The 24649-nt window shown below is 72.1% G+C and carries 19 protein-coding genes; 13 read left to right on the forward strand and 6 right to left on the reverse strand.

Features of this window, described 5'->3' with window-relative positions:
- Positions 1-22 precede the first annotated feature (22 nt).
- The 3 genes from ACPOLB_RS10840 to ACPOLB_RS10850 all read left to right on the forward strand — a co-directional run bounded on the left by ACPOLB_RS10840 (position 23) and on the right by ACPOLB_RS10850 (position 4533).
- Positions 23-949 carry an AAA family ATPase gene (locus tag ACPOLB_RS10840; protein WP_425261375.1) on the forward strand — a complete coding sequence of 309 codons (927 nt, stop codon included), beginning with the start codon at positions 23-25 and terminating at the stop codon, positions 947-949.
- A 2-nt stretch (positions 950-951) separates the two neighbouring features.
- Positions 952-2145 (forward strand): vWA domain-containing protein, encoded by a 1194-nt coding sequence (locus ACPOLB_RS10845; protein WP_425261376.1) that lies wholly within the window; start codon positions 952-954, stop codon positions 2143-2145.
- Positions 2146-2262: 117 nt separating this feature from the next.
- Positions 2263-4533 carry a putative bifunctional diguanylate cyclase/phosphodiesterase gene (locus ACPOLB_RS10850; RefSeq protein WP_425261377.1) on the forward strand — a complete coding sequence of 757 codons (2271 nt, stop codon included), beginning with the start codon at positions 2263-2265 and terminating at the stop codon, positions 4531-4533.
- Here ACPOLB_RS10850 and ACPOLB_RS10855 read toward each other — a convergent pair.
- From ACPOLB_RS10855 to ACPOLB_RS10880, 6 genes are read right to left on the reverse strand one after another with little or no spacing between them, the layout of a single operon-like run.
- Entirely contained in the window at positions 4505-5587 is a 1083-nt protein-coding gene (locus ACPOLB_RS10855; RefSeq protein WP_425261378.1) for a DUF6352 family protein, read from the reverse strand. The two genes, ACPOLB_RS10850 and ACPOLB_RS10855, sit on opposite strands and share 29 nt — an antisense overlap.
- Entirely contained in the window at positions 5584-7929 is a 2346-nt protein-coding gene (locus ACPOLB_RS10860; RefSeq protein WP_425261379.1) for a xanthine dehydrogenase family protein molybdopterin-binding subunit, read from the reverse strand. Before ACPOLB_RS10860 ends, ACPOLB_RS10855 begins: the two co-directional genes overlap by 4 nt.
- Positions 7926-8417 carry a (2Fe-2S)-binding protein gene (locus ACPOLB_RS10865; protein WP_425261380.1) on the reverse strand — a complete coding sequence of 164 codons (492 nt, stop codon included), beginning with the start codon at positions 8415-8417 and terminating at the stop codon, positions 7926-7928. Before ACPOLB_RS10865 ends, ACPOLB_RS10860 begins: the two co-directional genes overlap by 4 nt.
- Before the next feature lie 18 nt (positions 8418-8435).
- The gene (locus ACPOLB_RS10870) at positions 8436-9647 is read right to left on the reverse strand and encodes an SUMF1/EgtB/PvdO family nonheme iron enzyme (protein ID WP_425261381.1); all 1212 of its coding nucleotides are present in this window, start codon (positions 9645-9647) and stop codon (positions 8436-8438) included.
- A gap of 25 nt (positions 9648-9672) precedes the next feature.
- A complete protein-coding gene (locus ACPOLB_RS10875; RefSeq protein ID WP_425261382.1) occupies positions 9673-10308 on the reverse strand; it encodes a response regulator in 636 nt (211 codons plus the stop codon).
- A gap of 32 nt (positions 10309-10340) precedes the next feature.
- Positions 10341-11495: a response regulator gene (locus ACPOLB_RS10880; RefSeq protein WP_425261383.1), complete on the reverse strand. Its 1155-nt coding sequence runs from the start codon at positions 11493-11495 to the stop codon at positions 10341-10343.
- Between the two features lie 200 nt (positions 11496-11695).
- Between ACPOLB_RS10880 and ACPOLB_RS10885 the strand changes: the two genes are divergently transcribed.
- The 10 genes from ACPOLB_RS10885 to ACPOLB_RS10930 all read left to right on the forward strand — a co-directional run bounded on the left by ACPOLB_RS10885 (position 11696) and on the right by ACPOLB_RS10930 (position 24629).
- Positions 11696-12160: a hypothetical protein gene (locus ACPOLB_RS10885; RefSeq protein WP_425261384.1), complete on the forward strand. Its 465-nt coding sequence runs from the start codon at positions 11696-11698 to the stop codon at positions 12158-12160.
- A gap of 56 nt (positions 12161-12216) precedes the next feature.
- A complete protein-coding gene (locus ACPOLB_RS10890; protein ID WP_054139514.1) occupies positions 12217-12579 on the forward strand; it encodes a response regulator in 363 nt (120 codons plus the stop codon).
- Positions 12580-12624: 45 nt separating this feature from the next.
- Positions 12625-14754 carry a chemotaxis protein CheA gene (locus tag ACPOLB_RS10895; protein ID WP_425261385.1) on the forward strand — a complete coding sequence of 710 codons (2130 nt, stop codon included), beginning with the start codon at positions 12625-12627 and terminating at the stop codon, positions 14752-14754.
- Between the two features lie 14 nt (positions 14755-14768).
- On the forward strand, positions 14769-16349 hold the full coding sequence (locus ACPOLB_RS10900; RefSeq protein ID WP_425261386.1) for a methyl-accepting chemotaxis protein: 1581 nt from the start codon (positions 14769-14771) through the stop codon (positions 16347-16349).
- 204 nt (positions 16350-16553) lie between these two features.
- On the forward strand, positions 16554-18350 hold the full coding sequence (locus ACPOLB_RS10905) for a methyl-accepting chemotaxis protein (protein ID WP_425261387.1): 1797 nt from the start codon (positions 16554-16556) through the stop codon (positions 18348-18350).
- A 128-nt stretch (positions 18351-18478) separates the two neighbouring features.
- Positions 18479-19882 carry a methyl-accepting chemotaxis protein gene (locus ACPOLB_RS10910; protein ID WP_425261388.1) on the forward strand — a complete coding sequence of 468 codons (1404 nt, stop codon included), beginning with the start codon at positions 18479-18481 and terminating at the stop codon, positions 19880-19882.
- Between the two features lie 43 nt (positions 19883-19925).
- Positions 19926-21707, forward strand: coding sequence for a methyl-accepting chemotaxis protein (locus ACPOLB_RS10915; RefSeq protein ID WP_425261389.1), 1782 nt, complete (start codon positions 19926-19928; stop codon positions 21705-21707).
- Positions 21708-21773: 66 nt separating this feature from the next.
- Positions 21774-22331, forward strand: a complete 558-nt coding sequence (locus tag ACPOLB_RS10920) for a chemotaxis protein CheW (protein WP_425261390.1) — start codon at positions 21774-21776, stop codon at positions 22329-22331.
- Positions 22332-22583: 252 nt separating this feature from the next.
- Entirely contained in the window at positions 22584-23045 is a 462-nt protein-coding gene (locus ACPOLB_RS10925; protein ID WP_425261391.1) for a cache domain-containing protein, read from the forward strand.
- Between the two features lie 33 nt (positions 23046-23078).
- Positions 23079-24629 carry a methyl-accepting chemotaxis protein gene (locus tag ACPOLB_RS10930; RefSeq protein ID WP_425261392.1) on the forward strand — a complete coding sequence of 517 codons (1551 nt, stop codon included), beginning with the start codon at positions 23079-23081 and terminating at the stop codon, positions 24627-24629.
- The last annotated feature ends 20 nt before the right edge of the window (positions 24630-24649 follow it).

A 24649-nucleotide genomic window follows, 5' to 3' on the forward strand; every position in this document is an offset into this window, starting at 1 on the left:
CGGTCGCCCGACAATGCACGCCGTGAACACCCTGCCCACCAGCATCGACGACACCGCCCAGCGCCTGCTGGCCCTGGACTACGTGCCCGAGCGCGCGCTGGCCACCACCGTCTTCCTGGCGCTGAAGCTGCAGCGCCCGCTGTTCCTGGAAGGCGAGCCCGGCACCGGCAAGACCGAGATCGCCAAGACGCTGGCGGCCATGCTGGGCCGGCCGCTGATCCGGCTGCAGTGCCACGAAGGGCTGGACCTGGCCGGTGCCGCCTACGAGTGGAACTATGCGCGGCAGATGCTGGAGATCCGCCTGGCCGAGTCGACGGACGGCGCCGCGGGCGTCACGGGCAAGAGCCGCAGCGCGCTCGCCGATGAACTCTTCAGCGACCGCTTCCTGATCCGCCGTGCCCTGCTGCAGGCGATCGACCCCGCGCAACCCGTGCCGCCGGTGCTGCTGATCGACGAGCTCGACCGCGCCGATGAACCCTTCGAGGCCTTCCTGCTGGAGGTGCTGAGCGACTTCCAGATCACGATCCCCGAGTACGGCACCGTGAAGGCCAAGGAGCCGCCCATCGTGGTGCTCACCAGCAACCGCACGCGCGAGATCCACGATGCCGTCAAGCGCCGCTGCCTGTACCACTGGGTCGGTTTCCCCGACGCGCAGCGCGAGGCCGAGATCCTGGCGCGGCGCGTGCCGGGTGCACCGAAGGCACTGGCGGCGCAGATCGTCGCCTTCGTGCAGCGGCTGCGCGAGATCGAGCTCTACAAGCTGCCCGGCATCGCCGAGACCATCGAGTGGACCCGCGCGCTGATGGAGCTGGACGCCATCGTGCTGGACCCGCAGACCATCAACGACACGCTCGGCGTGCTGCTGAAATACCAGGACGACATCGGCAAGGTGCAGGGCTCGGAGGCCGCGCGCATCCTCGAACAGGTGCAGCGCGCAGCCAACGGCTGACCATGCTGCGCGCGCCCGACAGCCTGCCCGGCCACCTGGCCGAGAACGTGATGCACTTCGGCCGCGTGCTGCGGCAGGCCGGGCTGCCGCTGGGCACCGACCGCATCCAGCTCGCGCTGACCGCGCTGCAGGTGGCGGGGCTGCAGAGCCGGCACGACTTCCACGACACGCTGGCGGCGTGCTTCATCGACCGCGTCGAGCACATCGAGCTGTTCGAGCAGGCCTTCCACCTGTTCTGGCGCGACCCCGACCTGGCCGGCCGCATGATGGCCATGCTGCTGCCGCGCGTGCAGGCCAAGGAGAACGCGGCCCCGCCGCCGCCCGAGAACCGCCGGCTGGGCGAGGCGCTGTTCCCGCACCAGCCGCAGGCGCCGCAGCAGCCGCCGCCGCCCGAGGAACTGCAGGTCGACGCGCAGCTCACCTTCAACGACCAGGAAGTGCTGCGCAAGGCCGACTTCGAGACCATGACGGCCGACGAGTGGCGCGCCGCGCTGCAGCTGCTGAAGCGGCTGGCGGTGCTGTTCGAGCCCCTGCCCTCGCGCCGCCAAGTGCGCGCGCTGCACCCCGGGCGGCCCGACGGCCGCGCCACGCTGCAGGCCATGGCGCGCCAGGGCGGCGAGCTGTGGGACATGCGCTGGCGCCGGCCGCACGTGCGCCCGGCGCCGCTGGTGGTGCTGGCCGACATCTCGGGCTCGATGAGCCGCTACTCGCGCATGCTGCTGCACTTCACGCACGCGCTGGGCCATGCCGACGCGCGTGTGGAGAGCTTCGTCTTCGGCACGCGGCTCACGCGCACCACGCGCGCGCTGCGCCAGCGCGACCCCGACATCGCGGTGGGGCGCGTGGTGCGCGACGTGGAGGACTGGTCGGGCGGCACGCGCATCAGCGAGTGCCTGCGCCAGTTCAACCGCGTCTGGGCGCGGCGCGTGCTGAACAGCCGCGCCACCGTGCTGCTGATCACCGACGGGCTGGAGCACGGCCACACCGGCGAGCTCAGCTTCGAGATGGAGCGCCTGCACAAGAGCTGCCGGCGGCTGATCTGGCTGAACCCGCTGCTGCGCTTCGACGCCTTCGAGCCGCGCGCCGGCGGCATCAAGGCCATGCTGCCGCACGTGGACCGCTTCCTGCCGGCGCACAACCTGGCGAGCCTGGAGCAGCTGGCGCAGGTGCTGGCCGGCGGGCCGCCCCCGCGCTGACGCCGCACCGCCGGCGGCACGCGCCCGGCGCCACGGCTTGACGGCACTCAAGCCAGGCGCCCGGCGGCCGATATTTGAAGAATTCGCAATCTCCTTCGGGGCCCCGGCCCGCCGTTCGTGGATTTCTTCACACCCCGCTACGACCCGCTGCTGGTGATGGCCTCGTTGCTGATCGCCACGCTGGCGTCCTTCGTCGCGATGGACCTGGCGCGGCGCGTGCGCAGCGAAGAGCCGCAGGTGGCGATGGCCTGGCTGGTCGGCGGCTCGCTGGCGATGGGGTCGGGCATCTGGTCGATGCACTTCATCGGCATGATGGCCTTCACGCTGCCCATCACGCTGGGCTACACGCTGGGGCTGACCGTGCTGTCGTGGCTGGCGGCCGTGGCCAGCGCCGGCCTGGCGCTGGTCATCACGCGCCACAACGCGCTGGGCCTGCCGCGGCTGGCGGCCGGCGCGCTGGCCATCGGCGGCGGCATCTGCGTCATGCACTACGCGGGCATGGCGGCCATCCCGCTGGCGCCGGGCATCGTGTGGGACCCGGGGCTGGTGGCCGCCTCGGCCGCCGTGGCCGTGCTCGCCTCGGCCGCGGCGCTGGGCATCTTCCACTGGCTGCGGCGGCCCGCCGTGCGCGGCCGCATGCTGGTGCAGAGCGGCGCGGCGCTGCTGATGGGCCTGGCCATCTGCGGCATGCACTACACCGGCATGGCCGCCGCCGGCTTTCCGGCCGACGCGGTGTGCCTGAGCACCGACGCGCTGGCAACGCAGAGCCTGGGCGGCGTCGTGGTGCTGGCCTCGGCAGGGCTGCTGGCGGTGACGCTGTTCACGTCGATGCTCGACGGCCGGCTGCGCCGCCGCAGCGCGCGCCTGGCGGCGTCGTTGCAGGCCGCCAACGCCCAGCTGAAGACCGCCAACGCCGAGCTGCGCACGCTGGCCTTCCGCGACCCGCTGACCGAGCTGCCGAACCGCCTGCTGTTCGAGGACCGGCTGGCCCACGCGGTGGCGGCCTGCGACGCGCACGGGCACGATGGCCGGCTTGCGGTGCTGTTCGTCGACCTCGACGGCTTCAAGCCGGTCAACGACTCGCTCGGCCACGCCCAGGGCGACCTGGTGCTGCGCGAGGCCGCGGCCCGGCTGCGCGGCGTGGCGGCCGAAGGCGACGTCGCCGCGCGCGTGGGCGGCGACGAGTTCGTGCTGCTGCGCCCGCAGACCAGCGGTGCCGACGACTGCGTGGCGCTGGCGCTGCGCATCGTCGAGCGGCTGGGCGCGCCGTTCCACGTGAGCGGGCGCACGTTCAGCCTGTCGGCGTCGGTGGGCATCGTCATCTACCCCGACGACGGCGCCGCGGCCAAGCTGCTGGCCCACGCCGACGCCGCGATGTACGCGGCCAAGCAGGCCGGCGGCGGCGGCTGGGCGCTGTTCGAGCCGCACATGGACGCCGGTGCGCTGGAGCAGCTGAGCCTGCAGAACGACCTGCGCTGCGCCATCGAGGCCGGCCAGGCGCAGCTGCAGCTGCACTACCAGCCGAAGATCGACGCGCAGAGCGGCGACATCACCGGCGTCGAGGCGCTGCTGCGCTGGCAGCACCCGCAGCGTGGCGCCATCAGCCCGGCGGTGTTCATCCCGCTGGCCGAACGTTTCGGCCTCATCAGCGCCCTCGGCGACTGGGTGATCGAGGAAGCCTGCCGCCAGATGGCCGCCTGGGCCGCCGCCGGCTGGCCGCGGCGCGTGGCGGTGAACCTGTCGGTGCACCAGCTGCGCCAGGGCGACCTGCCGCAGCGCGTGGAAGCCGCACTGCAGCGCCACGGCATCGCGCCGTCGGACCTGCTGTGCGAGGTGACGGAGTCGGCCGCGATGGACGACGTGCGCCAGTGCCGCCAGGCCTTCGACGAGCTGCTGCGCATCGGCGTGTTCCTGGCCATCGACGACTTCGGGACCGAGTACTCGTCGCTCAGCTACCTGCGGCGGCTGCCGGCGCGGCAGCTGAAGATCGACCGCAGCTTCGTGCGCGAGCTGGAGACCAGCGCCGACGACCGCGCCATCGTGCAGGCGATCCTGGCGATGGCGCACGCGCTGGGGCTGCGCGTGGTGGCCGAAGGTGTCGAGACCGACGGCCAGCGCCGCATCCTGGTGGCGCTGGGCTGCGACGAGCTGCAGGGCTACCTGTTCGCGCGCCCGATGGCGGCCGACGCGCTGCTGCAGTGGGAGGCGCGGCGCAGCACCGAGACGGTGGGCGAGGCCCTGACGCAGATCTCGCAGAGCGCGCTGACGCTGCCACCGGCGCCGCAGCGCCCGCCGCCGCCGCGCCGCCACGCGCCGCTGCTGGTGCAGGCCACCGACCGCGAGGTCGAGGCCGGCCTCTTCACACCGTTGCCCGCAGCGGCAGATTGAGCAGCAGGTTCTGCGGCTTCAGCCGCAGCAGGCCGTCGGCCGTGGTGGCCATGCCCAGGTAGACCGGGCGGCCGGCGACGTCGGGGCGCATCTCGGCGGCATCGGCGAAGTCCAGCCGGAACAGGCTCAGCAGGCGCCGGCGCCGTTCGGCGTCGACCGGCCGGTCCTCGTACAGGTCGTTCAACAGCGCCGTGGCCTCGGCATCCAGGCCCAGGTGCCAGCGCCAGTGCGCGTCGTCGATCTGCTGCACCGGCTGCACGCGCACCTGCACGCCCAGCAGGTGCAGCACCCAGCGCTCGAGCACGCGCGACAGCGCCTGCAGCCCGCTGTGGGCGTTGGTGAGCGTGAACTGCACGCCGTGCCCCACGTCGCGCCGGATCTCGTGCGTCAGGTCGAGCAGGAAGCGGTGGCGGTCACCGTCGCGCCAGTAGTCGGCGGCGTTGTCGGGCGCGAGCACCGGGATGTCCAGCGCCTTCAGCGGCGCGCCGGCCTGCTGCAGCAGCCGGCCGAGTTCGCCCAGCCCGGCGGTGGCATGGCGCTGGTCGAGCGTGTCGCGGTCGCCGGCGAGCACGCGGCCGTCGTGCTGCGTCACGCGCTGGGTGCGGAACAGCAGCTCGGCCGCGCGGGCCTGGAACGCGTCGTCGACCTCGTCCAGCAGCTGGCGCAACACCAGCTGCGCCAGCAGGTCCACGAACACCGGCGCCACCGGCACCGGGCCGGGCTGCACGAACAGGCCGCGGTAGCAGGCCTGCACGCTGCCGGCGGCCTGCAGGCGGTCGCGGAAGGCGAGGAAGACGCCGTAGTTGTCGCGCGCGTCGGCGTCCTGCAGCCGCGCCAGGCGCTCGGGCGGCACGGCGCGCAGCGGGTCGTCGAGCAGCGCGGCATGCAGCGCGCGTTCGCTCTGGCAGGACGCGTCCACCGGCGCCAGCTCGGACCGCGCCAGCACCGTGCGCCAGAACGCGGGCGTGGGCAGCAGCGCGCCGCCTTCGCCGGCGCCCAGCGCGGACCAGCCGCAGCCGGGCCAGAAGCCCGCCTGACGCGCGTCGCCGCTCAAGCGCGGAACACCGGCGGGCCGAAATCGCGCTGCAGCGCGCGCCAGACGGTCTCGCTGGTCAGCGGCATCTGCACGCGTTCGGCATCGCGGCCCAGGCCGGCCGCGTCGAGCGCGTCGACCACCGCGTTCACCACCGCGGGCGTGGCCCCGATGGTGCCCAGCTCGCCCACGCCCTTGGCGCCCAGCAGGTTGGTCTTGCAGGGCACGCTCTGGTCGAACACGGTCTTGAAGCCGCGGAAGCCGTCGGCGTGCGGCAGCGCGTAGTCCATGTAGCTGGCGCTCAGCAGCTGGCCGCTGTCGGGGTCGTAGGCCACGCGCTCGCACAGCGCCTGCCCGATGCCCTGCACCGCGCCGCCCTCGATCTGGCCCTGCACGATGTTCGGGCTGACGACGCGCCCGATGTCGTTCACCGAGGCGTAGGCCACGACCTCGACGCTGCCGGTGGCGGGGTCGATCTCGACCTCGGCGATGTGGCAGCCGTTGGGCCAGCTGGGCGCGCCGGCCTTGGCCGTGCCGTCGGCGACGATGCGCGCCTGCGGCTGCCGCGCCGCCAGCTCGAACAGGCCGATGCCGAGGTCGGTGCCGGCGACGCTGAAGCGGCCGGCGCGGTACTCGATGTCGGCGGCCGGCGCCTCCAGCGCGTCGGCGGCGAGCTGCCGGCCTTGTTCGACCGTGCGCTCGGAGGCCACGCGCACGGCCGCACCGCCGGTGAACAGCGAGCGGCTGCCGGCGCTGCCGAAGCCGTTGGCGCGGTCGGTGTCGCCCTGCAGCACGCGGATCTTCTCCAGCGGCACGCCGAAGATGTCGTGCGCCAGCTGCACGTAGCTGGTGGCGATGCCCTGGCCCATCGGCATCGTGGCCGAGGTCAGCTCGATGTAGCCGTCGGCCGTGACGTTCACCTGCACCGATTCCTCGAACGAGTTGCCGCTGGTCCATTCGAGGAAGGTGGCGATGCCGCGCCCGCGCAGCCGGCCGCGCGCCTGCGACGCCGCGCGGCGCGCCGCGAAGCCGCCCCAGTCGGCCAGCGCCAGGCCCTGGTCGAGCACCTGCGCGAATGCGCCGTCGTCGTAGACCTGGCCCATCGCGTTCTTGTACGGGAACTGCTCGCGCCGGATCATGTTGCGCCGGCGCAGCTCGGCCGGGTCGATCTGCATCGCGCGCGCGGCGGCGTCGAACAGCCGCTCGGTGGTGTAGATGGCCTCGGGCCGGCCGGCGCCGCGGTAGGCGCCGGTGGCGGCGGTGTGCGTGAGCACCGCGGTCAGGTGCAGGTCGACCAGCGGGATGTCGTAGATGCTGGTCGTGACCCAGGGGCCGATCAGCAGCTGGATCGCGATGCCGGTGGTGCTGGGGTAGGCGCCCACGTTGGCGAGCGAGCGGATGCGCAGCGCGAGCACGCGGCCGTCGGCGTCGAGCGCCATCTCGGCGTGGCTCAGCAGGTCGCGGCCGGCGGCGGCGCTGAGGAAGTCCTCCACGCGCTCGGCCTGCCACTTCACCGGGCGCTGCAGGTCCTTGGCCGCGAAGGCCACCATCACGTCTTCCGGGTAGATGCCGGTCTTCATGCCGAAGCCGCCGCCGACGTCGCCCACCACCACGCGCACGGTCTCGGTGCTCAGGCCGGGGATGGCGTCGACGATGCCGGCGCGCACGGCGGTCGGCATCTGGCTCGACAGCCGCACCGTGAGGCGGCCGTCGTCGAACGACGCGAGCACGCTGCGCGGCTCCATCGGGCTGGCGGCCAGGCGCTGGTTCACCAGGTCGAGCTGCACGCGGTGCGCGGCACGCGCGAACGCGGCGTCGACCGCGGCGGCGTCGCCGTGGCGGGCCTGGGCGACGATGTTGCGCTCGACGCCCTCGCACAGCAGCGGCGCGCCGGGTGCCATCGCGCTCTGCGCGTCGACCACCGCGGGCAGCGTCTCGACCTCCACCAGCACGGCGTCGGCCGCGGCACGCGCAGCCTCGCGGCTGGTGGCGACGATGGCCACCACCGGCTCGCCGACGTAGCGCACCACGTCCAGCGCCAGCGGGCGCTTGGGCGCCGAGGTCATCGGCTGGCCGTCGGGGCGCTTGAAGGCCGGCGGCAGCAGCATCGGCTTGACGCCCGCGGCCACCAGGTCGGCGCCGGTGTAGACCGCCACCACGCCGGGCAGCGCGCGCGCCGCCGCGGTGTCGATGGACAGCAGCTTCGCGTGCGCGGCGCTCGAGCGCACGAAGCGCAGGAAGGTCTGGCCGGCGGGGTTGACGTCGTCGGTGAAGCGACCCTGGCCCTGCACCAGGGCCGGGTCCTCGATGCGGCGCACGCTGTGGCCGCTGCCGAAGCGCTGGGTCTCGAGCGGCGCGTTCATGCGGCCTCCCCGGCCTGCTGCGTGCGCAGGGTCTTCGCCGCCACCTGCACGGCGGCCACGATGTTGACGTAGCCGGTGCAGCGGCACAGGTTGCCTTCGAGCGCGTGCGCGACCTCGTCGTCGCTCGGGTCCGGGTTGTGCTGCAGCAGGCAGGTGGCGGTCATCATCATGCCCGGCGTGCAGAAGCCGCATTGCAGGCCGTGGCAGGCGATGAAGGCGTCCTGCACCGGATGCAGCGCGCCGCCGGGTGCGGCCAGGCCCTCGACCGTGGTCACGCTGCGGCCGGCGGCCTGCACGGCGAGCACGGTGCAGCTCTTCACGGCCCGGCCGTCCAGCAGCACGGTGCAGGCGCCGCACTGGCTGGTGTCGCAGCCGACGTGGGTGCCGGTCAGGCCCAGCGGGCCGCGCAGCAGGTCGACCAGCAGGGTCGCAGGCTCGGCGTCGGCCTGCACGGCGGTGCCGTTCACATGAAGTTGGATGGAAGTCATCGGGCGGTGTCTCGTGTTCTAGAGGGCGCAGCTGCGGAAGCCGCAGAGCATCGTATCGCGCGACGGCGGCGCGAAGCGGCGCGCCTGCACATGCCGGGCGCGCGGCCGGGTCATCCACGACGCGCCTTTCAGCACGCCGTGCACGACGCTGCCGGCGCCGGGCAGCGCGTCGAGCGCACCCGGGGCGGCGCTGTAGCCGGGCCAGGCGCGGGCGCTGCCGCCGACCCATTCGAAGACGTCGCCCCAGACGAAGCCGCGGCTGGCGCCGCCCTGGGCTGCGGCCACCCACTCGGGTTCGGTGGGCAGGCGGCGGCCGGCCCAGCGGCACCAGGCCTCGGCCTCGAAGCGGCTGACGTGCAGCACCGGCTGGCCGGCGGCCACCCGCTGCATCTGGCCCTGGCGCTGCACGTAGACGGCGCCGCGCAGCTGCTCGACGTGGCGCGGCGCGCGCCGGCCCTCGGCCGTCTGCGCCGCCTGCAGCCAGGCCCAGCCGGGTTCGGTCCAGAACGCGCGCCGGTCGTAGCCGCCGTCTTCGGCGAACTCGATGTACTGCGCCCAGCTCACGGCCTGGGCGTCGATCTCGAAGGCGGGCACGGCCACCGCATGCGCCCAGCGTTCGTTCTCGGGCACGGTGCCGCCGGGCGGCGAACCCAGCAGCACGGTCTGCGCCGGCTGCCACAGCGGGTCGCGCGCCGGGCGCAGCGGCATCGGCGGCAGCAGGTCGCCGGCGGGCAGCTGCAGCTCGATGGCGCGCTCGGCCAGCGTCTCGGCGATGCGGTCCTCGTGGCGCAAGGCCAGGCGGAAGTAGTGCAGCGCGGCGTCGGCGTCGGCACCCCGCGCGGCAGCCATCGCGGCATTGGGCAGCAGCTCGAGCGTGCGTTCCAGCGTCTCGGACAGCCACTGGCGCAGCCGTTGCGGACCCGGCGGGATGTCGGCACCGCAGATCCAGGCCTCGACGGCGGCGTCGGCCGGCGGCAGGTGCAGCGCGCCGGGCTCGGCGGTGTCGCCGCGCTGGCGCTGCACATGGCGTGCGATCCAGTAGTCCTGGTACCAGCCGCCGTGCGCGGCCAGCCACAGCGGCGTGCTGCCGCCGGCACCGGCCTGCAGCGCGCCGTGCGCCTCGAACAGCGCCAGCCAGCGCAGCACCTCGTTGCGGGTGTCGATCAGCGCCAGCGACAGCAGGTCGGCGCCGGCGTGCCGCGCGGCGTGGGCGTCGTCCAGGGCGATCACGGGCGCCCTCCGGGAACCCGCGGCCTCACTCGCCGACCAGCCCGTTGCGGATGGCGTAGACCGTCATCTCCGAGTTGTTCGTGAGCTGCAGCTTCTCCAGCACGCGTGCGCGGTACACCGACACGGTCTTGGGGCTGAGCATCAGCTCCTCGGCGATGTCGGCCAGGCGCTTGCCGCTGGCGATCATCACCAGGGTCTGCAGCTCGCGGTCGCTCAGCTTCTGGTGCGGGCTCTCCATCGCCGGCGCGGTCAGGCTCTCGACCAGCATCTGCGCGATCTCGGGCGTGACGTACTTGCGCCCCTGCGCCACCGTGCGGACGGCCTGCACCAGGATCTGCGGGTCGCCGCCCTTGTTGACGTAGCCGAAGGCGCCGGCGCGCAGCGCGCGGATCGCGTACTGGTCCTCCGGGTACATGCTGACCACCAGCACCTTCACCGGCGAGCCTTCGTCCTTCAGGGCGTGCAGCGCGTCCAGGCCGCTGCGGCCGGGCAGGTTGATGTCGAGCACCAGCACGTCGCAGGCGGTGTTGCGCATCAGCGCGCGCAGCTCGCCGTAGTCGCCGGCCTCGCCGACGACCTGGATGTCGGGCGCGTCGGCCAGCGTGTCGCGGATGCCGCGCCGGATCAGCGCGTGGTCGTCGCACAGCATCACCTGGATCATGGCTGGTTCGTCCTCGCTGGCGCTGCGGGTTGCTAGAGGGAAGCCCAGGCCGACGGATCGTGCTGCCGGTCGTCGTCGGCCGCGCCGTCGTCGTCGGCGCCGTCGGCCGGGGCCTGCGGGTCGTCGTCGAGCGGCACCGACAGGATCAGCGTCGTGCCGCGCGGGCCGCTGCTGAGGTCGACCCAGCCGCCGACCGTGAGCGCACGCTCCTTCAGGCCGCGGATGCCGAAGCTCTGCGCCTTGGCCAGGTCTTCGCGCGACAGGCCGCGGCCGTCGTCGCTGACCTCCAGCGACAGCACACCGCCCGTGAGGGACAGATCGATGCCTACGCGGGTGGCACCGGAGTGTTTGCTCACGTTCGTGAGCGCTTCCTGGGCCGTGCGGTAGGCCACCAGCGGCACGCCGGCGGGCAGCACGAGCTTGTCGTGGCTGGTGCGGAAGGCGCAGACGATGCCGCTGCGCTTCTCGAAGCGGCTGGCCATCCACTGCAGCGCCGCCACCAGGCCCTGCTCCAGGATCGCCGGGCGCAGGTTGTGCATGATGCGCTGGCTGGCCTCGATGGCGTGGGTGACGATGTCCTGCGCCGACTGCAGGCGCAGCAGCACCTCGGGGTCGGTGACGCGCTTGCGCACCCAGTCGAGCTCGAACTTCAGCGCCGTGAGCGAGCCGCCGACGTCGTCGTGGATCTCGCGCGCGATGGCGTGGCGCTCGGTCTCGACGCTGGTCTGCAGGTGCTGCGCCAGCTCCGACAGCCGCAGCTTCGACGCCTGCAGCTCGCGGTCGGCCTTCAGCCGCGCCGCCATCGTCTGGCTGGCGGCGATGGCGTGCTCCACCGCCGGCGCCAGCCGCGCCAGGTTGTTCTTCAGCAGGTAGTCGGAGGCGCCATTGCGCATGGCCTCGACGGCCGTGTCCTCGCCGATCTCGCCCGACACCAGGATGAAGGGCGTCAGCGCATCGGCCGCGCGCAGCATGCGCAGCGCCTCCAGGCCGGAAAAGCCGGGCAGGTTGAAGTCGGACAGGATCACGTCCCAGCGCTCGCCCAGCGCACGCTCGAACTCGGCGCGGGAGTCGATGTGCGTGGCGTCCACCACCAGGCCGGCGCGACGCAGCTGCGCCATCGCCAGCGCGTGGTCGGGCTCGGCGTCTTCGAGGTGCAGCAGCCGCACGGGCGCGGAGGATCCGCTCATGGCCGGAAGTATGGCGCAGTGTGGCGCAATGCCTGCCTCCAGCCAGAAATGAGGTCGGAAAGCGCGCGTGATCGACTCAATGTTTGCCCGCCAGCTGCCGACAATGATTCTGAAGGCAGGCCCGGCGGGCGGGTCCGATGTCTGTTCGCCCCCGCCGCCACGGCCACGGTCCGACAACACAAACCAACCCGGAAGCACCGATGCTGACCCAGGAAGCGCACAACACCGACCCAGGGGGAGGCATGCCCCTGCTGGCGGCGGCCGATCTGCAGGACCACCTGATGGTGGCCAGCAACGACCTCGACCGCCTGCAACGGCTGTTGACCGATGCCTGCGACGCGCTGCTGGGCCACTTCTACGGCGCCACCGGCGAGCTCAAGCAGCTGCTGCACGGCAGCGCCGCGGCCAGCGACGTCGACGCGGCCAAGCTGCACGCGGCCATGGAGCACATGGCCGGCGCGATCACGGCGATGCAGTTCCAGGACATGGCGTCGCAGCTCGTGCACCACACGACCAGGCGCCTGCGCAACTGCGCCGACCGCATTGCGCGCGACACGATGGGCGACGACGACGAAGACGGCGAAGCCCTGATCGAAGAGATGCCCCTGCGCCCGAACCCCGTGACGCAGGACGAGATGGACGCCGGCTCCATCGAGCTCTTCTGACCCCGCCCTTGCGCACTGCCCGCCAGATCGACAGAACCCCCCGAGAGAAAACCGCCATGCATTCCATCCTTGCCGTAGATGACAGCGCGTCGATGCGCCAGATGGTGTCCTTCACGCTGAAGAACGCCGGTTTCAACGTCGTCGAGGCCGTCGATGGCCAGGACGCCTTCGAGAAGGCGAACAGCCGCGACTTCAACCTGGTGCTGACCGACCAGAACATGCCGCGCATGGATGGCATCAGCCTGACGAAGAAGCTGCGCGAGAACCCCAAGTTCAAGAGCACGCCGATCCTGATCCTGACCACCGAGAGCAGCGACCAGATGAAGCAGGCCGGCCGCGCCGCGGGCGCCACCGGCTGGCTGGTCAAGCCCTTCGACCCGGCCAAGCTGGTCGAGGTCATCGGCAAGGTCATTCGCTGAACCACGGCGGCACGAGACAGACACGCATGAATCCGGAGTACCGCCATGGCTGACCTTTCCAACGAAGGCGCACACCTGTCCGCAGGCATCGACCTGAGCCAGTTCTTCCAGGTCTTCTTCGAGGAGGCCGGCGAGAACCTCGACTCGATGGAGCAGATGCTGCTGGGCCTGGACATCACGCAGGCCGACGACGAGGAGCTCAACGCGATCTTCCGCTGCGCGCACTCGGTCAAGGGCGGCGCGGCCACCTTCGGCTTCAACGACGTGGCCGAACTCACGCACGAGATGGAGACGCTGCTGGACAAGCTGCGCCGCCACGAACTGACGCCCACCGCCCCGATGGTGGACGTGCTGCTGGCCAGCGGCGATGCGCTGAAGGCCCAGCTGGCGCGCCACCAGGGCAACGGCGCCGCGCCCATCGACACCCGCGACCTGCTGGTCTCGATCCGCGCCATGGCCTCGGGCCAGGCCGCCCCCGCACCGGCGGCGCCCGCGCCTGCCGTGGCCGTCGCCGCCGCTGCGTCCCCGGCCCCGGCGCCGGTGGTCGGCAACGGCAAGCCGCTGCCGCGCTCGCTGGAGCTGACGGTCGGCCCGCTGGAAGACACGGCCCTGGCCGACAACCTGGTGGACCTGTTCAAGGAGATCACCGACCTCGGCACCATCGAGCCGCTGGACGCGGGCAAGCCCGCCGACGGCATGCGCCGCTTCAAGGTGCTGACGGCCACCAGCGACAACGACCTGCTGGACCTGTTCACCTTCCACGTCGCCCGCGAGCACGTGCGCCTGGCGCCGCTGGGCGCCGGCTACGGCTTCCACGAAGGCGCGCCGGGCGCGCCGGCCGCCGAGGCCGCGGCACCCGCCGCCGATCCGGGCTACGGCTTCTTCGACGACGCCCCGGGCGCACCGGGCGCCCCCGCCGCTGCCGCCGCTGCCGCCGCGCAGGCACCGGCCGCTGCGCCGGCCGCCGCCCCGGTGCGCGCCGCCGCGCCCAAGGCCGAGAAGGCCGCCGCCGAATCGAGCACGCTGCGCGTCTCGGTCGACAAGGTCGACCAGCTGATCAACCTGGTCGGCGAACTCGTCATCACCCAGGCGATGCTGGCCCAGAACAGCAAGGACGTCGACACTGCGCTGTACCAGCAGCTGGCCTCGGGCATGGCCGACCTGGAGCGCAACACGCGCGACCTGCAGGAAGCGGTGATGTCGATCCGCATGATCCCGATGTCGCTGGTGTTCAGCCGCTTCCCGCGCATGCTGCGCGACCTGGCCGGCAAGCTCGGCAAGAAGGTCGAGCTGGTGCAGGTGGGCGAAGCCACCGAACTGGACAAGGGCCTGGTCGAGAAGATCACCGACCCGCTGACGCACCTCGTGCGCAACAGCTGCGACCACGGCATCGAGATGCCGGCCGAGCGCCTGGCCAAGGGCAAGCCCGAGACCGGCACCATCACGCTGATCGCCAGCCACCAGGGCGGCAGCATCGTCATCGAGGTGCGCGACGACGGCAAGGGCCTGAACCGCGCCAAGCTGCTGAGCAAGGCCCGCGAACGCGGCCTGGACGCGCCCGACTCGATGACCGACCAGGAGGTCTACGGCCTCATCTTCGCGCCCGGCTTCAGCACCGCCGACCAGGTGACCGACGTCTCCGGCCGCGGCGTCGGCATGGACGTGGTGAAGAAGAACATCACCGCGCTCGGCGGCACGGTGGAGATCGACTCCGCCGAGGGCTACGGCATGACGGTGCGCGTGCGCCTGCCGCTGACGCTGGCCATCATGGACGGCATGAGCGTGGGCGTGGGCGAGGAGTGCTACATCCTGCCGCTCAGCAGCGTGGTCGAGTCGTTCCAGGTGCAGCCCGGCATGATCAAGACCATCGGCGGCAGCGGCCGCGTGGTGGAAGTGCGCGACGAGTACATGCCGGTGGTCGACCTCGAACGCGTGTTCGACGTGCCGCGCTTCGACTTCGAGCACGTCAGCAACATCATGGTCGTCGTGGAGGCCGAGGGCGGCCGCGTCGCGCTGCTGGTGGACGAACTGCTCGGCCAGCAGCAGGTGGTGGTGAAGAACCTGGAGAGCAACTACCGCAAGGTCGACGACGTCTCCGGCGCCACCATCATGGGCGACGGCCGTGTCGCCCTCATCCTCGACATCGGCTCGCTGGTGCGCCGATCCCGTCACTGAACCCGGTCAGACGCATGAATCTTCAGACCCTGCTGCGGGGCTTCACGATCCGCACTCGGATGCTCGGCGCCATCGTCATGGTGCTGGGCATGTTCGCCCTGGTGGGCGCGGCCGGACTCGGCGGCGGGCTGCGCCTGCAGTCGCTCAACGCGTCGCTGGTCGAGCATTCGATCGAGGAACTGCAGGACGTGGCGCGCGTGCGCGCCCACCTGGCTTCGGTGCGGCTGCTGGAAAAGCAGATGGTCATCGACTACGAGGACGGCGTGGCCGTGCTCAAGCACCGCGAGTCGTGGACACGCGAGATCGCGGCCACCCAGGAAGCGCTGAAGGCGATGCTGGCCGGCGAGGCCGACGAGGACAACACGATGGCGCAGCACGCCATCGACGAGCTGGCCGCTTACGCCAAGGCCTCCGAACCGGTGCTGGCGCAGATTCAGAACGGTGGCTACGACAACGCCCGCATCGTCGACAAGATGCTGGCGCGCGCGAAGCAGCACGTGGCGGCGGTCGAGGCCGACGTCGAGAAGATCAACGCCGTCGTCGATGCCGAGAGCAAGGCAACGCAGGAGGCCTTCGCGAGCGCGATGTTCACGGTGCTGCTGGTCTTCTGCGGCGCGCTCGCCATCGTCGTGGTGCTGGTGGTGCCGCTGACACTGCTGAACTCGGCGTCGATCACGCGCCCCATCAGCTACGCGCGCACGGTGGCGCAGGCGATCGCCGCCGGCGACCTGAGCCGGCCGATCCGCGTCGAGGGCCGCGACGAGGCCGGCGAGCTGCTGGCGTCGCTGGCCCAGATGCAGCAATGGCTGCAGCAGGTGGTCGGCGACGTGCGGCAGTCGTCGCAGAGCATCGAGGTCGCCAGCCGCGAGGTGGCGTCGGGCAACACCGACCTGTCCACGCGCACCGAGCAGACCGCTTCCAGCCTGCAGCAGACCGCCAGCTCGATGGCGCAGCTGACCGGCACCGTGGGCCAGAGCGCCGACGCGGCGCGCCAGGCCAGCCAGCTCGCGACCTCGGCGGCGGCCGTGGCCCGGCGCGGCGGCGACGTGGTGGCGCAGGTGGTCAGCACGATGGACGAGATCAACCACAGCAGCCGCCGCATCGGCGACATCATCGGCACCATCGACGGCATCGCGTTCCAGACCAACATCCTGGCGCTGAACGCCGCGGTCGAGGCCGCCCGTGCCGGTGAACAGGGCCGCGGCTTCGCGGTCGTCGCCGGCGAGGTGCGCAGCCTGGCACAGCGCAGCGCCGAGGCCGCCCGCGAGATCAAGAGCCTCATCGGCGCCAGCGTCGAGAAGGTCGACTCCGGCTCGCGCCTGGTCGCCGACGCCGGCAGCACGATGGGCGAGATCGTCGCCAGCGTGCAGCGCGTGGCCGACATCATCGGCGAGGTCATGGCCAGCTCGAACGAGCAGAACCAGGGCATCGGGCAGGTCAACGGGGCTGTCGCCTCGCTGGACCAGATGACGCAGCAGAACGCCGCGCTGGTGGAACAGAGCGCGGCCGCGGCCGAGTCGCTGCGCGAGCAGGCCGAGCGCCTGGCGACGCTGGTGTCGACCTTCCGCGTGAACGCCGAAGCCCCGGCGCACTGACCGCACCCCGGACGCGCACCGGCCTGCCCCGCGGCAGGACCCGCGCCCCCGACGCCGGCCCGCAAGGCCGGCGTCGTCGTTCGTGGCGACGCCGTTCGCGTGCACGGCAGGCGCCGTGCGTGGGCCGGAGATACATGCCCGGGTAGGGGTTTTTTACCGCTTCGGCAGGGTCAAGCACTTCTGACACGCGCCGATAAGCTCCTCATGAATGCACTCTCCTCCCTCCGCATCGGCACCCGTCTGGGTCTCAGTTTCGCCATCGTCCTGGCCCTGATGCTGGTGATGGCCGCAGCCGGCGTGCTGCAGCTGCGTCAGATCGCAGCCCTCAACGCCGAGCGCAACGAGCTGGCGCAGCGCGCCACCGACATCGAGCAATGGCAGGGCGCGGTGACGCTGAACCTGACGCGCGCCCTGGGCGTCGGCGCTTCCGGCTACCACGCGCCGACCGTGGCCTTCCTGGAGCCGCCGATGAAGGAGACCTCGGCCGTCATCACGAAGCTGCAGGACAGCATCGACAAGTCGCTCACCGACCCCAGGGACCGCGCGCTGTTCGACGACGTGGGCGTCAAGCGCAAGACCTACGTGGATGTGCGTGCCAAGGCCGCCGCCGCCTTCAAGGCCGGCAACGCCGACGAAGGCAACCAGCTGGTCGCCGGGCCGATGACGGCCGGCGCGAAGGCCTACCTGGACGCCATCGCCGCGCTGCAGGGCCAGGTGCAGGCCAGCGCCGACGCGCTGGGCGCCGAGGCCGCGCGCCGCTCGCAGCAGGCGCAGACGCTGGTGCTGGTGCTGGCGCTGGCCGCGCTGCTGATCGGCAGCGCGATGGCCTGGCGCATCACGCTGTCGGTGACGCGGCCGCTGCGGCAGGCCATCGACACCGCCGAACGCATCGCCGACAAGGACCTCTCGGTGCCCACGTCCTCCGTGACCCGCGGCGACGAGATCGGCGCACTGCAGCGTGCGCTGGCGAAGATGCAGGGCAGCCTGACCGAGATGGTGCAGCAGATCCGCACCGGCACCGTGGGCGTGGCCGGCGCCAGCTCGGAGATCGCCGCCGCCAGCACCGACCTGAGCCAGCGCACCGAGGAGACCTCGGGCTCGCTGCAGCAGACGGCCAGCGCGATGGAGCAGATCACGGCGACCGTGAACCAGACCGCCGAATCGGCGCGCACCGCCAACCAGCTGGCCGCGTCGGCCACCGACGTGGCGCGCCGCGGCGGCACGGTCGTCAGCCAGGTCGTCTCGACCATGGACGAGATCAATGCCAGCAGCAAGCAGATCAGCGACATCATCGGCACCATCGACGGCATCGCGTTCCAGACCAACATCCTGGCGCTGAACGCCGCGGTGGAAGCCGCCCGTGCCGGCGAACAGGGCCGCGGCTTCGCGGTCGTGGCCAGCGAAGTGCGCAGCCTGGCGCAGCGCAGCGCCGAGGCCGCCAAGCAGATCAAGACGCTGATCGGCACCAGCGTCGAGCGCGTCGAGTCGGGCACGCGCCTGGTCAGCGACGCCGGCAGCACGATGGGCGAGATCGTCGCCAGCGTGCAGCGTGTCAGCGACATCATCGGCGAGGTGATGGCTGCTGCCGGCGAGCAGAGCCAGGGCATCGCGCAGGTCAACGGCTCGGTGGCGACGCTGGACCAGATGACGCAGCAGAACGCCGCACTGGTGGAGGAAAGCGCGGCGGCTGCCGAGTCGCTGAAGGACCAGGCGGAGAAGCTGGCGGCGCTGGTGGCGACCTTCCGCCTGGGCGCGCAGGCCGCACCGGTGGCCGCCGCAGCCATTGCGCAGGCCCGCCACGCCGGCCCGGTCGCCGCCCCCCGTGCAGCGACGCCGGCCCCGGCCCCTGCGACGGCACGTGCGGCCCCCGCGCGCGCCACCGCGCCGGCGCGCACCGCCCCCGCGCCCCGCGCCCCCCTGGCCGCGCCCGCCAAGGCGGCCTTGACGCCCGCCGCCGCACCTGCATCCACCGCCTCCGACGACCAGTGGGAGACCTTCTGACGCCCCTGCGGCGACCCCGCCCTTGACCAACGTCAAGCGCACGCGACACACCCGGCGTCAAGCGCTCAAGTACATCGGGGTGCGCCCGATAAGCAAGTTCTGATCTGCCGACTCCACTCTGGACCACCATGCACTTCGACGCCAACGACAAGTCCGTCCTCATCGCCATGAGCCTGCTGCTGGCGGGCGCGCTCGCCTACGGCGCGGCCAACGCCGGCGTGCTGCTGCCGCTGCTGCTGGGCGCGCTGCTGCTGGCGGCGGCGGCGGGGGTGGCGGCCGCCTCGCGCGGCGGCAAGGGCAGCGTCTGCGCGATGCCGGTGCTGGGCATGGCCATGGTGGCGCTGCTGATCCACGCCGCACGCGGCCAGGCCGAGGCGCACTTCGCCGTGTTCGCCTTCCTCGCCTGCACCACCGTGTACCGCCGCTGGCAGGCCGTGGTGGCGGGCGCCGCGGCGATCGCCGTGCACCACCTGAGCTTCAGTTACTTCCAGCAGTGGGGCTGGGGCCCGGTGTGCTTCACCGAGCCCAGCCTGGGCAAGGTCATCGAACACGCGACCTACGTCATCGCCGAAGCCGGTGTGCTGATCGTGATGGCCGTGCGCGCAAGCGGCGAGTTCCGCGCCGCCGAGGAGCTGACCACCACCGTGGACGGCCTCATCGGCGCCGATGGCTCGGTGAACTTCACGGCCGCGCACCGCCCGGTGGCCACGCCGGTGGCCCGGCAACTGCAGCGCGCGCTGCAGCACATGGAAACGGCGATGGCCGACGTGAACAGCAGCGCCGAGTCGATCCGCAACGCATCGAGCGAGATCGCCAGCGGCAACGTCGATCTCAGCCAGCGCACCGAGGAAGCCGCCAGCTCGCTGCAGCAGACCGCCAGCGCGATGGAGCAGCTGACCGCCACCGTGCGCCAGAGCAGTGAATCGGCCGCGCAGGCCAACCAGCTCGCCGGCTCGGCCGCCGAAAGCGCGCGCCGCGGCGGCGAAGTGGTGTCGCAGGTCGTCAGCACGATGAGCGGCATCAACGACAGCAGCAGGAAGATCGCCGACATCATCGGCGTCATCGACGGCATCGCCTTCCAGACCAACATCCTGGCGCTGAACGCCGCGGTGGAAGCCGCCCGTGCCGGCGAGCAGGGCCGCGGCTTCGCGGTGGTGGCCAGCGAGGTGCGGGCGCTGGCGCAGCGCAGCGCCGACGCGGCGCGCGAGATCAAGGCGCTCATCGGCGCCAGCGTCGACCGCGTCGAGTCGGGCACGCGCCTGGTGGCCGACGCCGGCGCCACGATGACCGAGATCGTCGCCGGCGTGCAGCGCGTGGCCGACATCATTGCCGAGATCAGCGCCGCCACGTCCGAGCAGAGCGGCGGCATCGGCCAGGTCAACGCCTCGGTGAGCCAGCTCGACACCGTGACGCAGCAGAACGCGGCGCTGGTCGAGCAGTCCACCGCAGCCGCCGGCGCGCTGAAGTCGCAGGCCGACCGGCTGACCGCGCTGGTCGGCACCTTCCGCCTGGGCGCCGGCCTGGCGCACTGACCTCCATTCCTTCCCAGCCCCTGCGCCTCACAGGCCCCTGCCCATGAAGTTCGAGAATCTCCGCATCGCCACCAAGCTCTGGCTGGCCGTCGGCCTGCTGGTGGCGGCGATGTCCGCCCTGATCGTGTTCGCCGCGGTGCGCGCGAACCAGTCGCAGACCTTCGCCGACCGGGTCCTGACGCTGACCGAGACCAAGATCCGTCTGGCCACGCGCTGGTCGCAGATGACCGAGGCCGCCGTGCAGCGCGCGGTGGTCGGCGCCGTCAACACCGACGCCACCATCGGCAAGATGCTGGACGACGCCAACAACGAGGCGGTCGCCGGCATCACCGAGCTGCACAAGCAGCTCAAGACACTGCCGCTCAGCGACGCGGAGACCGCGCTGATGCAGAAGATCGCCACGCTGCGGCAGGCGGTGCTCGACACCGCTGGCGAGGTCACGAAGCTGAAGCTGGCCGGTGACCTGGACGGCGCACGCGCGGCGGCGACGCAGAAGTTCGTGCCCGCCGTGGCGCCCTACCTGGGCGCCCTGGGCGAGTTCGTGAAGCTGCAGGAAGCCGCCTCGGCCGCTGCCCGCGCACAGATCGCCAGCGACCGCAGCCTGACGGTGAAGATCGCCGCCATCGTGGCCGTGCTGATGATCGCGGGCATGCTGGTGGGCACGACGCTGCTGGTGCGTTCGATCCGCACGCCGCTGCTCGACGCCGTGGACCTGGCCGGCCGCATCGCCGAGGGCGACCTGGGCAGCAAGCGCATGACCACGCGCGGCGACGAGTTCGGCGCGCTGCAGCGTGCGCTGCTGGCGATGAACGACTCGCTGGCCCGCACCGTGGGCCGGGTGCGCCTGGCTGCCGACAGCATCCAGACCGCCAGCACCGAGATCGCCACCGGCAACATCGACCTCAGCCAGCGCACCGAGCAGACGGCGTCGAACCTGCAGCGCACCGCCAGCGCGATGGGCCAGCTCACCGACACGGTGGCGCAGTCGGCCGCATCGGCGCGCACCGCGAACCAGCTCGCCAGCTCGGCCGCCGACGTCGCCAACCGCGGCGGTGCCGTGGTGTCGCAGGTGGTCAGCACCATGGACGAGATCAACGCCGCGTCCAAGCGCATCGCCGACATCATCGGCACCATCGACGGCATCGCGTTCCAGACCAACATCCTGGCGCTGAACGCCGCGGTGGAAGCCGCGCGTGCCGGCGAGCAGGGCCGCGGCTTCGCAGTGGTGGCCGGCGAGGTGCGCAGCCTGGCGCAGCGCAGTGCCGAGGCCGCGCGCGAGATCAAGAGCCTGATCGGCGCCAGTGTCGAGCGGGTGGAGAGCGGCGCCCGCCTGGTGGCCGACGCCGGCAGCACGATGACGGAGATCGTCGCCAGCGTGCAGCGTGTCTCGGACATCATCGGCGACATCAGCGCCGCCGCCGCCGAGCAGAGCACGGGCATCGCCCAGGTCAACGGCGCCGTCGGCCAGCTCGACCAGATGACGCAGCAGAACGCCGCGCTGGTGGAGGAGAGCGCCGCCGCCGCCGAGAGCCTGCGCGAGCAGTCGCGCCAGCTCGCCGGCGTGGTGGCCGGCTTCCACCTGGACGCCAGCCCCGGGCGCAGCGCGCTGCCGGCGGCCGGGGCCGCACCCGTGCCCGCACCCGTGCCCGCACCCGCGGCCACGCCCGCCCGCGCCACCCCGGCGGCCGTCGCCCGCACCGTCATCGCCCAGGTGCGGACCTCGGCACGCCAGCCGGCCGCCACCCCGGCTGCGGCCCGCGTGCCCGCGCCTGCCCCGTCCCCGTCCCCGTCGGCACCGGCCGGTGACGACTGGGAGAGTTTCTGATTCAAGTTCATCCCGGCGGCTGCCGATAACCCGCCACAGACTGCCGCTTTCCTTCAAGGACACGCCATGGAAATGATCGCCGAAGCCACCCACGTTGCCCGCCACGAGGCCGCCCGCGCCGCCGGCGCCGCGTCGTCCGCCGCCCCCGAGGGGCAGGCCGGCGGCGAGTTCCTGACCTTCCGCCTCGGCGAAGAGGAGTACGGCATCGACATCCTGCGCGTGCAGGAGATCCGCTCGTACGAGCAGCCCACGCGCATCGCCAACGCGCCCGCCTTCATCAAGGGCGTGGTGAACCTGCGCGGCGTCATCGTCCCCATCATCGACCTGCGCCTGAAGCTCAACTGCGGCAGCGCCGAGTACAACGGCTTCACCGTCGTCATCGTGCTGAACGTGCGCGGCCGCGTCGTCGGCGCCGTGGTCGACTCGGTGTCCGACGTGCTGGAGCTGGGCCGCGAGCACATCAAGCCCGCCCCCGAGCTGAGCTCGCAGATCGACGCGCACTACATCACCGGCATCGGTGCCGTGAAGAGCGGCAGCGGCGACGACGCCAGCGAGCGCATGCTGATCCTGATGGACATCGAGGCCCTGATGAGCAGCGCCGACATGGGCCTGATGGACGCCTGAGCAGGCACCTGCCCGCAGACGGCGCCCGCCAGCCCGCGGGCGCCGGGCCCGCAGCCAACAAGGCCGCCCTCGGGCGGCCTTTTGCATGGGCAAGCCACCCCGGAAATAACCCCGGCTTGGGCCGAAATGGCTGCATGCGCGCATTCAGAAGCGCCCGCCATGGCCGACAACCAACACAGGGCCGGTCCTGCGCACGCATGGCGCAGAGGCTGCGGCCCTGCATCCACCCGGCCCGCCAAGGAGATCCTTCCGATGAACACCACCCACACCCTGCGCGCCGCGGCACTCGCCGTGCTGGCCGCCACCTGCCTGGTCGCACAGGCCAGCACCAACGCCACGGCCGACGAGGCCACTGCCATGGTCAAGAAGGGCGTCGCCTTCGTGAAGGCCAACGGCAAGGACAAGGCCTACGCCGCGTTCAACGACAAGGCCGGCGGCTTCACCGACCGCGACCTCTACCTCGTGGTCTACGGCCTGGACGGCGTCGTGCGTGCCCACGGCGCGAACGCGAAGATGATCGGCAAGAACCTGATCGAGCTCAAGGACATCGACGGCAAGGCCTTCGTCAAGGAACGCGTGGACCTGGCGCAGAGCAAGGGCACGTTCTGGCAGGACTACAAGTTCACCAACCCGACGACCAAGAAGATCGAGCCCAAGCGCATGTACTGCGAGAAGCTCGACGACACCGTGCTCTGCGGCGGCATCTACAAGTGAACCCCGCCTGACCCGGCGCCTGGAGACCCTGCCATGAAACTCGGACCGAAGCTGCTTGCGGCACCGCTCGTCACCGCGCTGGTGGTGCTGGCCGCCGGCCAGATCAACAGCTGGATGCTGGTGCGCAGCGCCGACACGACGCGGCAGGACTTCCAGGACCGCCTGGGCGACTTCAAGACCGTGGCCAGCGTGCAGGAGCAGCTCGGCCAGGTGCACGCCAGCGTCTACCGCACCGTGGCCCTGATCGCCTCCACCGACGAGGCCGCGGTCCAGACCTTCCGCAAGGGACTGAAGGCGCAGCTCGACGGCGCCCGGCGCACGTTGTCCGCCGTGGCCGACAGCCCCGCCGCCGACACCCAGGTGCGCGAGGCCGTGGCCCGCGCAGGCACGCAGATCGACGCCTACCTGAAGCAGGCCGACGAGGCCATCGACCTGTCGTCGGTGGACCCCAACACCGGCGTGGCAGCGCTGCAGGGCGCCGACAAGAGCTTCGGCGCGCTGGCTGCCACCGCCGGCGCCATCGTCGCGCGCATCGACGCCATCACCGACGAGACCGCGGCGGCGGCCGCGACGCAGGCCCGGCACACCAGCCTGCTGCTGGGCGGGCTGGGCCTGCTGGCCGCGCTGGCGGCCGTGGCCGCCTCGTGGTGGATGCAGCGCCGGCTGGTGCAGGACCTGCAGCGTGCCAGCGCCGTGGCCGAGCACGTGGCCCAGGGCCGGCTCGACGCCGTGCCCGCGGTGACGCGGAACGACGAGGTCGGCGACCTGCTGCGCTCGCTGGCCCACATGACCCGTGAACTGAGCGGCTCCATGCGCACGGTGCAGCAGTCGCAGCAGTCCATCCACACCGCCAGCATCGAGATCGCCAGCGGCAACGCCGACCTGTCGGTGCGCACCGAGCAGACGGCGTCGAACCTGCAGCAGACCGCCAGCGCGATGGAGCAGCTCACGGGCACCGTCAGCGGCAGTGCCGACTCGGCGCGCCAGGCCAGCCAGCTCGCCACCTCGGCCGCGGCCGTGGCCCGGCGCGGCGGCGACGTGGTGGCGCAGGTGGTCAGCACGATGGACGAGATCAACCACAGCAGCCGCCGCATCGGCGACATCATCGGCACCATCGACGGCATCGCGTTCCAGACCAACATCCTGGCGCTGAACGCCGCGGTCGAGGCCGCCCGTGCCGGCGAACAGGGCCGCGGCTTCGCGGTCGTCGCCGGCGAGGTGCGCAGCCTGGCGCAGCGCAGCGCCGAGGCCGCCCGCGAGATCAAGAGCCTCATCGGCGCCAGCGTCGAGAAGGTCGACTCCGGCTCGCGCCTGGTCGCCGACGCCGGCAGCACGATGGGCGAGATCGTCGCCAGCGTGCAGCGCGTGTCGGACATCATTGCCGAGATCAGCGCCGCCGCCACCGAGCAGAGCCAGGGCATCGGCCAGGTCAACGGCACCGTCGCCTCGCTGGACCAGATGACGCAGCAGAACGCCGCGCTGGTGGAGCAGAGCAGCGCCGCGGCCGAGTCGCTGAAGGAACAGGCGGCCCGGCTGGGCGACGTGGTGCGCCGCTTCACGCTGGCCTCGGCCCCGCCGGCGTGAGGCCCGTGCCGCGGCGGCCG

It is taken from the genome of Rubrivivax soli, assembly GCF_049810355.1.
Lineage (GTDB): Bacteria > Pseudomonadota > Gammaproteobacteria > Burkholderiales > Burkholderiaceae_C > Rubrivivax.

What these genes read in the sequence shown, in the direction of transcription:
- ACPOLB_RS10845 (WP_425261376.1), top strand. Translation starts at nt 952, where the DNA reads ATGCTGCGCGCGCCCGACAGCCTGCCCGGCCACCTGGCCGAGAACGTG.
- ACPOLB_RS10860 (WP_425261379.1), bottom strand. Translation starts at nt 7,929, where the DNA reads ATGAACGCGCCGCTCGAGACCCAGCGCTTCGGCAGCGGCCACAGCGTG.
- ACPOLB_RS10865 (WP_425261380.1), bottom strand. Translation starts at nt 8,417, where the DNA reads ATGACTTCCATCCAACTTCATGTGAACGGCACCGCCGTGCAGGCCGAC.
- ACPOLB_RS10875 (WP_425261382.1), bottom strand. Translation starts at nt 10,308, where the DNA reads ATGATCCAGGTGATGCTGTGCGACGACCACGCGCTGATCCGGCGCGGC.
- ACPOLB_RS10880 (WP_425261383.1), bottom strand. Translation starts at nt 11,495, where the DNA reads ATGAGCGGATCCTCCGCGCCCGTGCGGCTGCTGCACCTCGAAGACGCC.
- ACPOLB_RS10885 (WP_425261384.1), top strand. Translation starts at nt 11,696, where the DNA reads ATGCTGACCCAGGAAGCGCACAACACCGACCCAGGGGGAGGCATGCCC.
- ACPOLB_RS10890 (WP_054139514.1), top strand. Translation starts at nt 12,217, where the DNA reads ATGCATTCCATCCTTGCCGTAGATGACAGCGCGTCGATGCGCCAGATG.
- ACPOLB_RS10895 (WP_425261385.1), top strand. Translation starts at nt 12,625, where the DNA reads ATGGCTGACCTTTCCAACGAAGGCGCACACCTGTCCGCAGGCATCGAC.
- ACPOLB_RS10900 (WP_425261386.1), top strand. Translation starts at nt 14,769, where the DNA reads ATGAATCTTCAGACCCTGCTGCGGGGCTTCACGATCCGCACTCGGATG.
- ACPOLB_RS10905 (WP_425261387.1), top strand. Translation starts at nt 16,554, where the DNA reads ATGAATGCACTCTCCTCCCTCCGCATCGGCACCCGTCTGGGTCTCAGT.
- ACPOLB_RS10910 (WP_425261388.1), top strand. Translation starts at nt 18,479, where the DNA reads ATGCACTTCGACGCCAACGACAAGTCCGTCCTCATCGCCATGAGCCTG.
- ACPOLB_RS10915 (WP_425261389.1), top strand. Translation starts at nt 19,926, where the DNA reads ATGAAGTTCGAGAATCTCCGCATCGCCACCAAGCTCTGGCTGGCCGTC.
- ACPOLB_RS10920 (WP_425261390.1), top strand. Translation starts at nt 21,774, where the DNA reads ATGGAAATGATCGCCGAAGCCACCCACGTTGCCCGCCACGAGGCCGCC.
- ACPOLB_RS10925 (WP_425261391.1), top strand. Translation starts at nt 22,584, where the DNA reads ATGAACACCACCCACACCCTGCGCGCCGCGGCACTCGCCGTGCTGGCC.
- ACPOLB_RS10930 (WP_425261392.1), top strand. Translation starts at nt 23,079, where the DNA reads ATGAAACTCGGACCGAAGCTGCTTGCGGCACCGCTCGTCACCGCGCTG.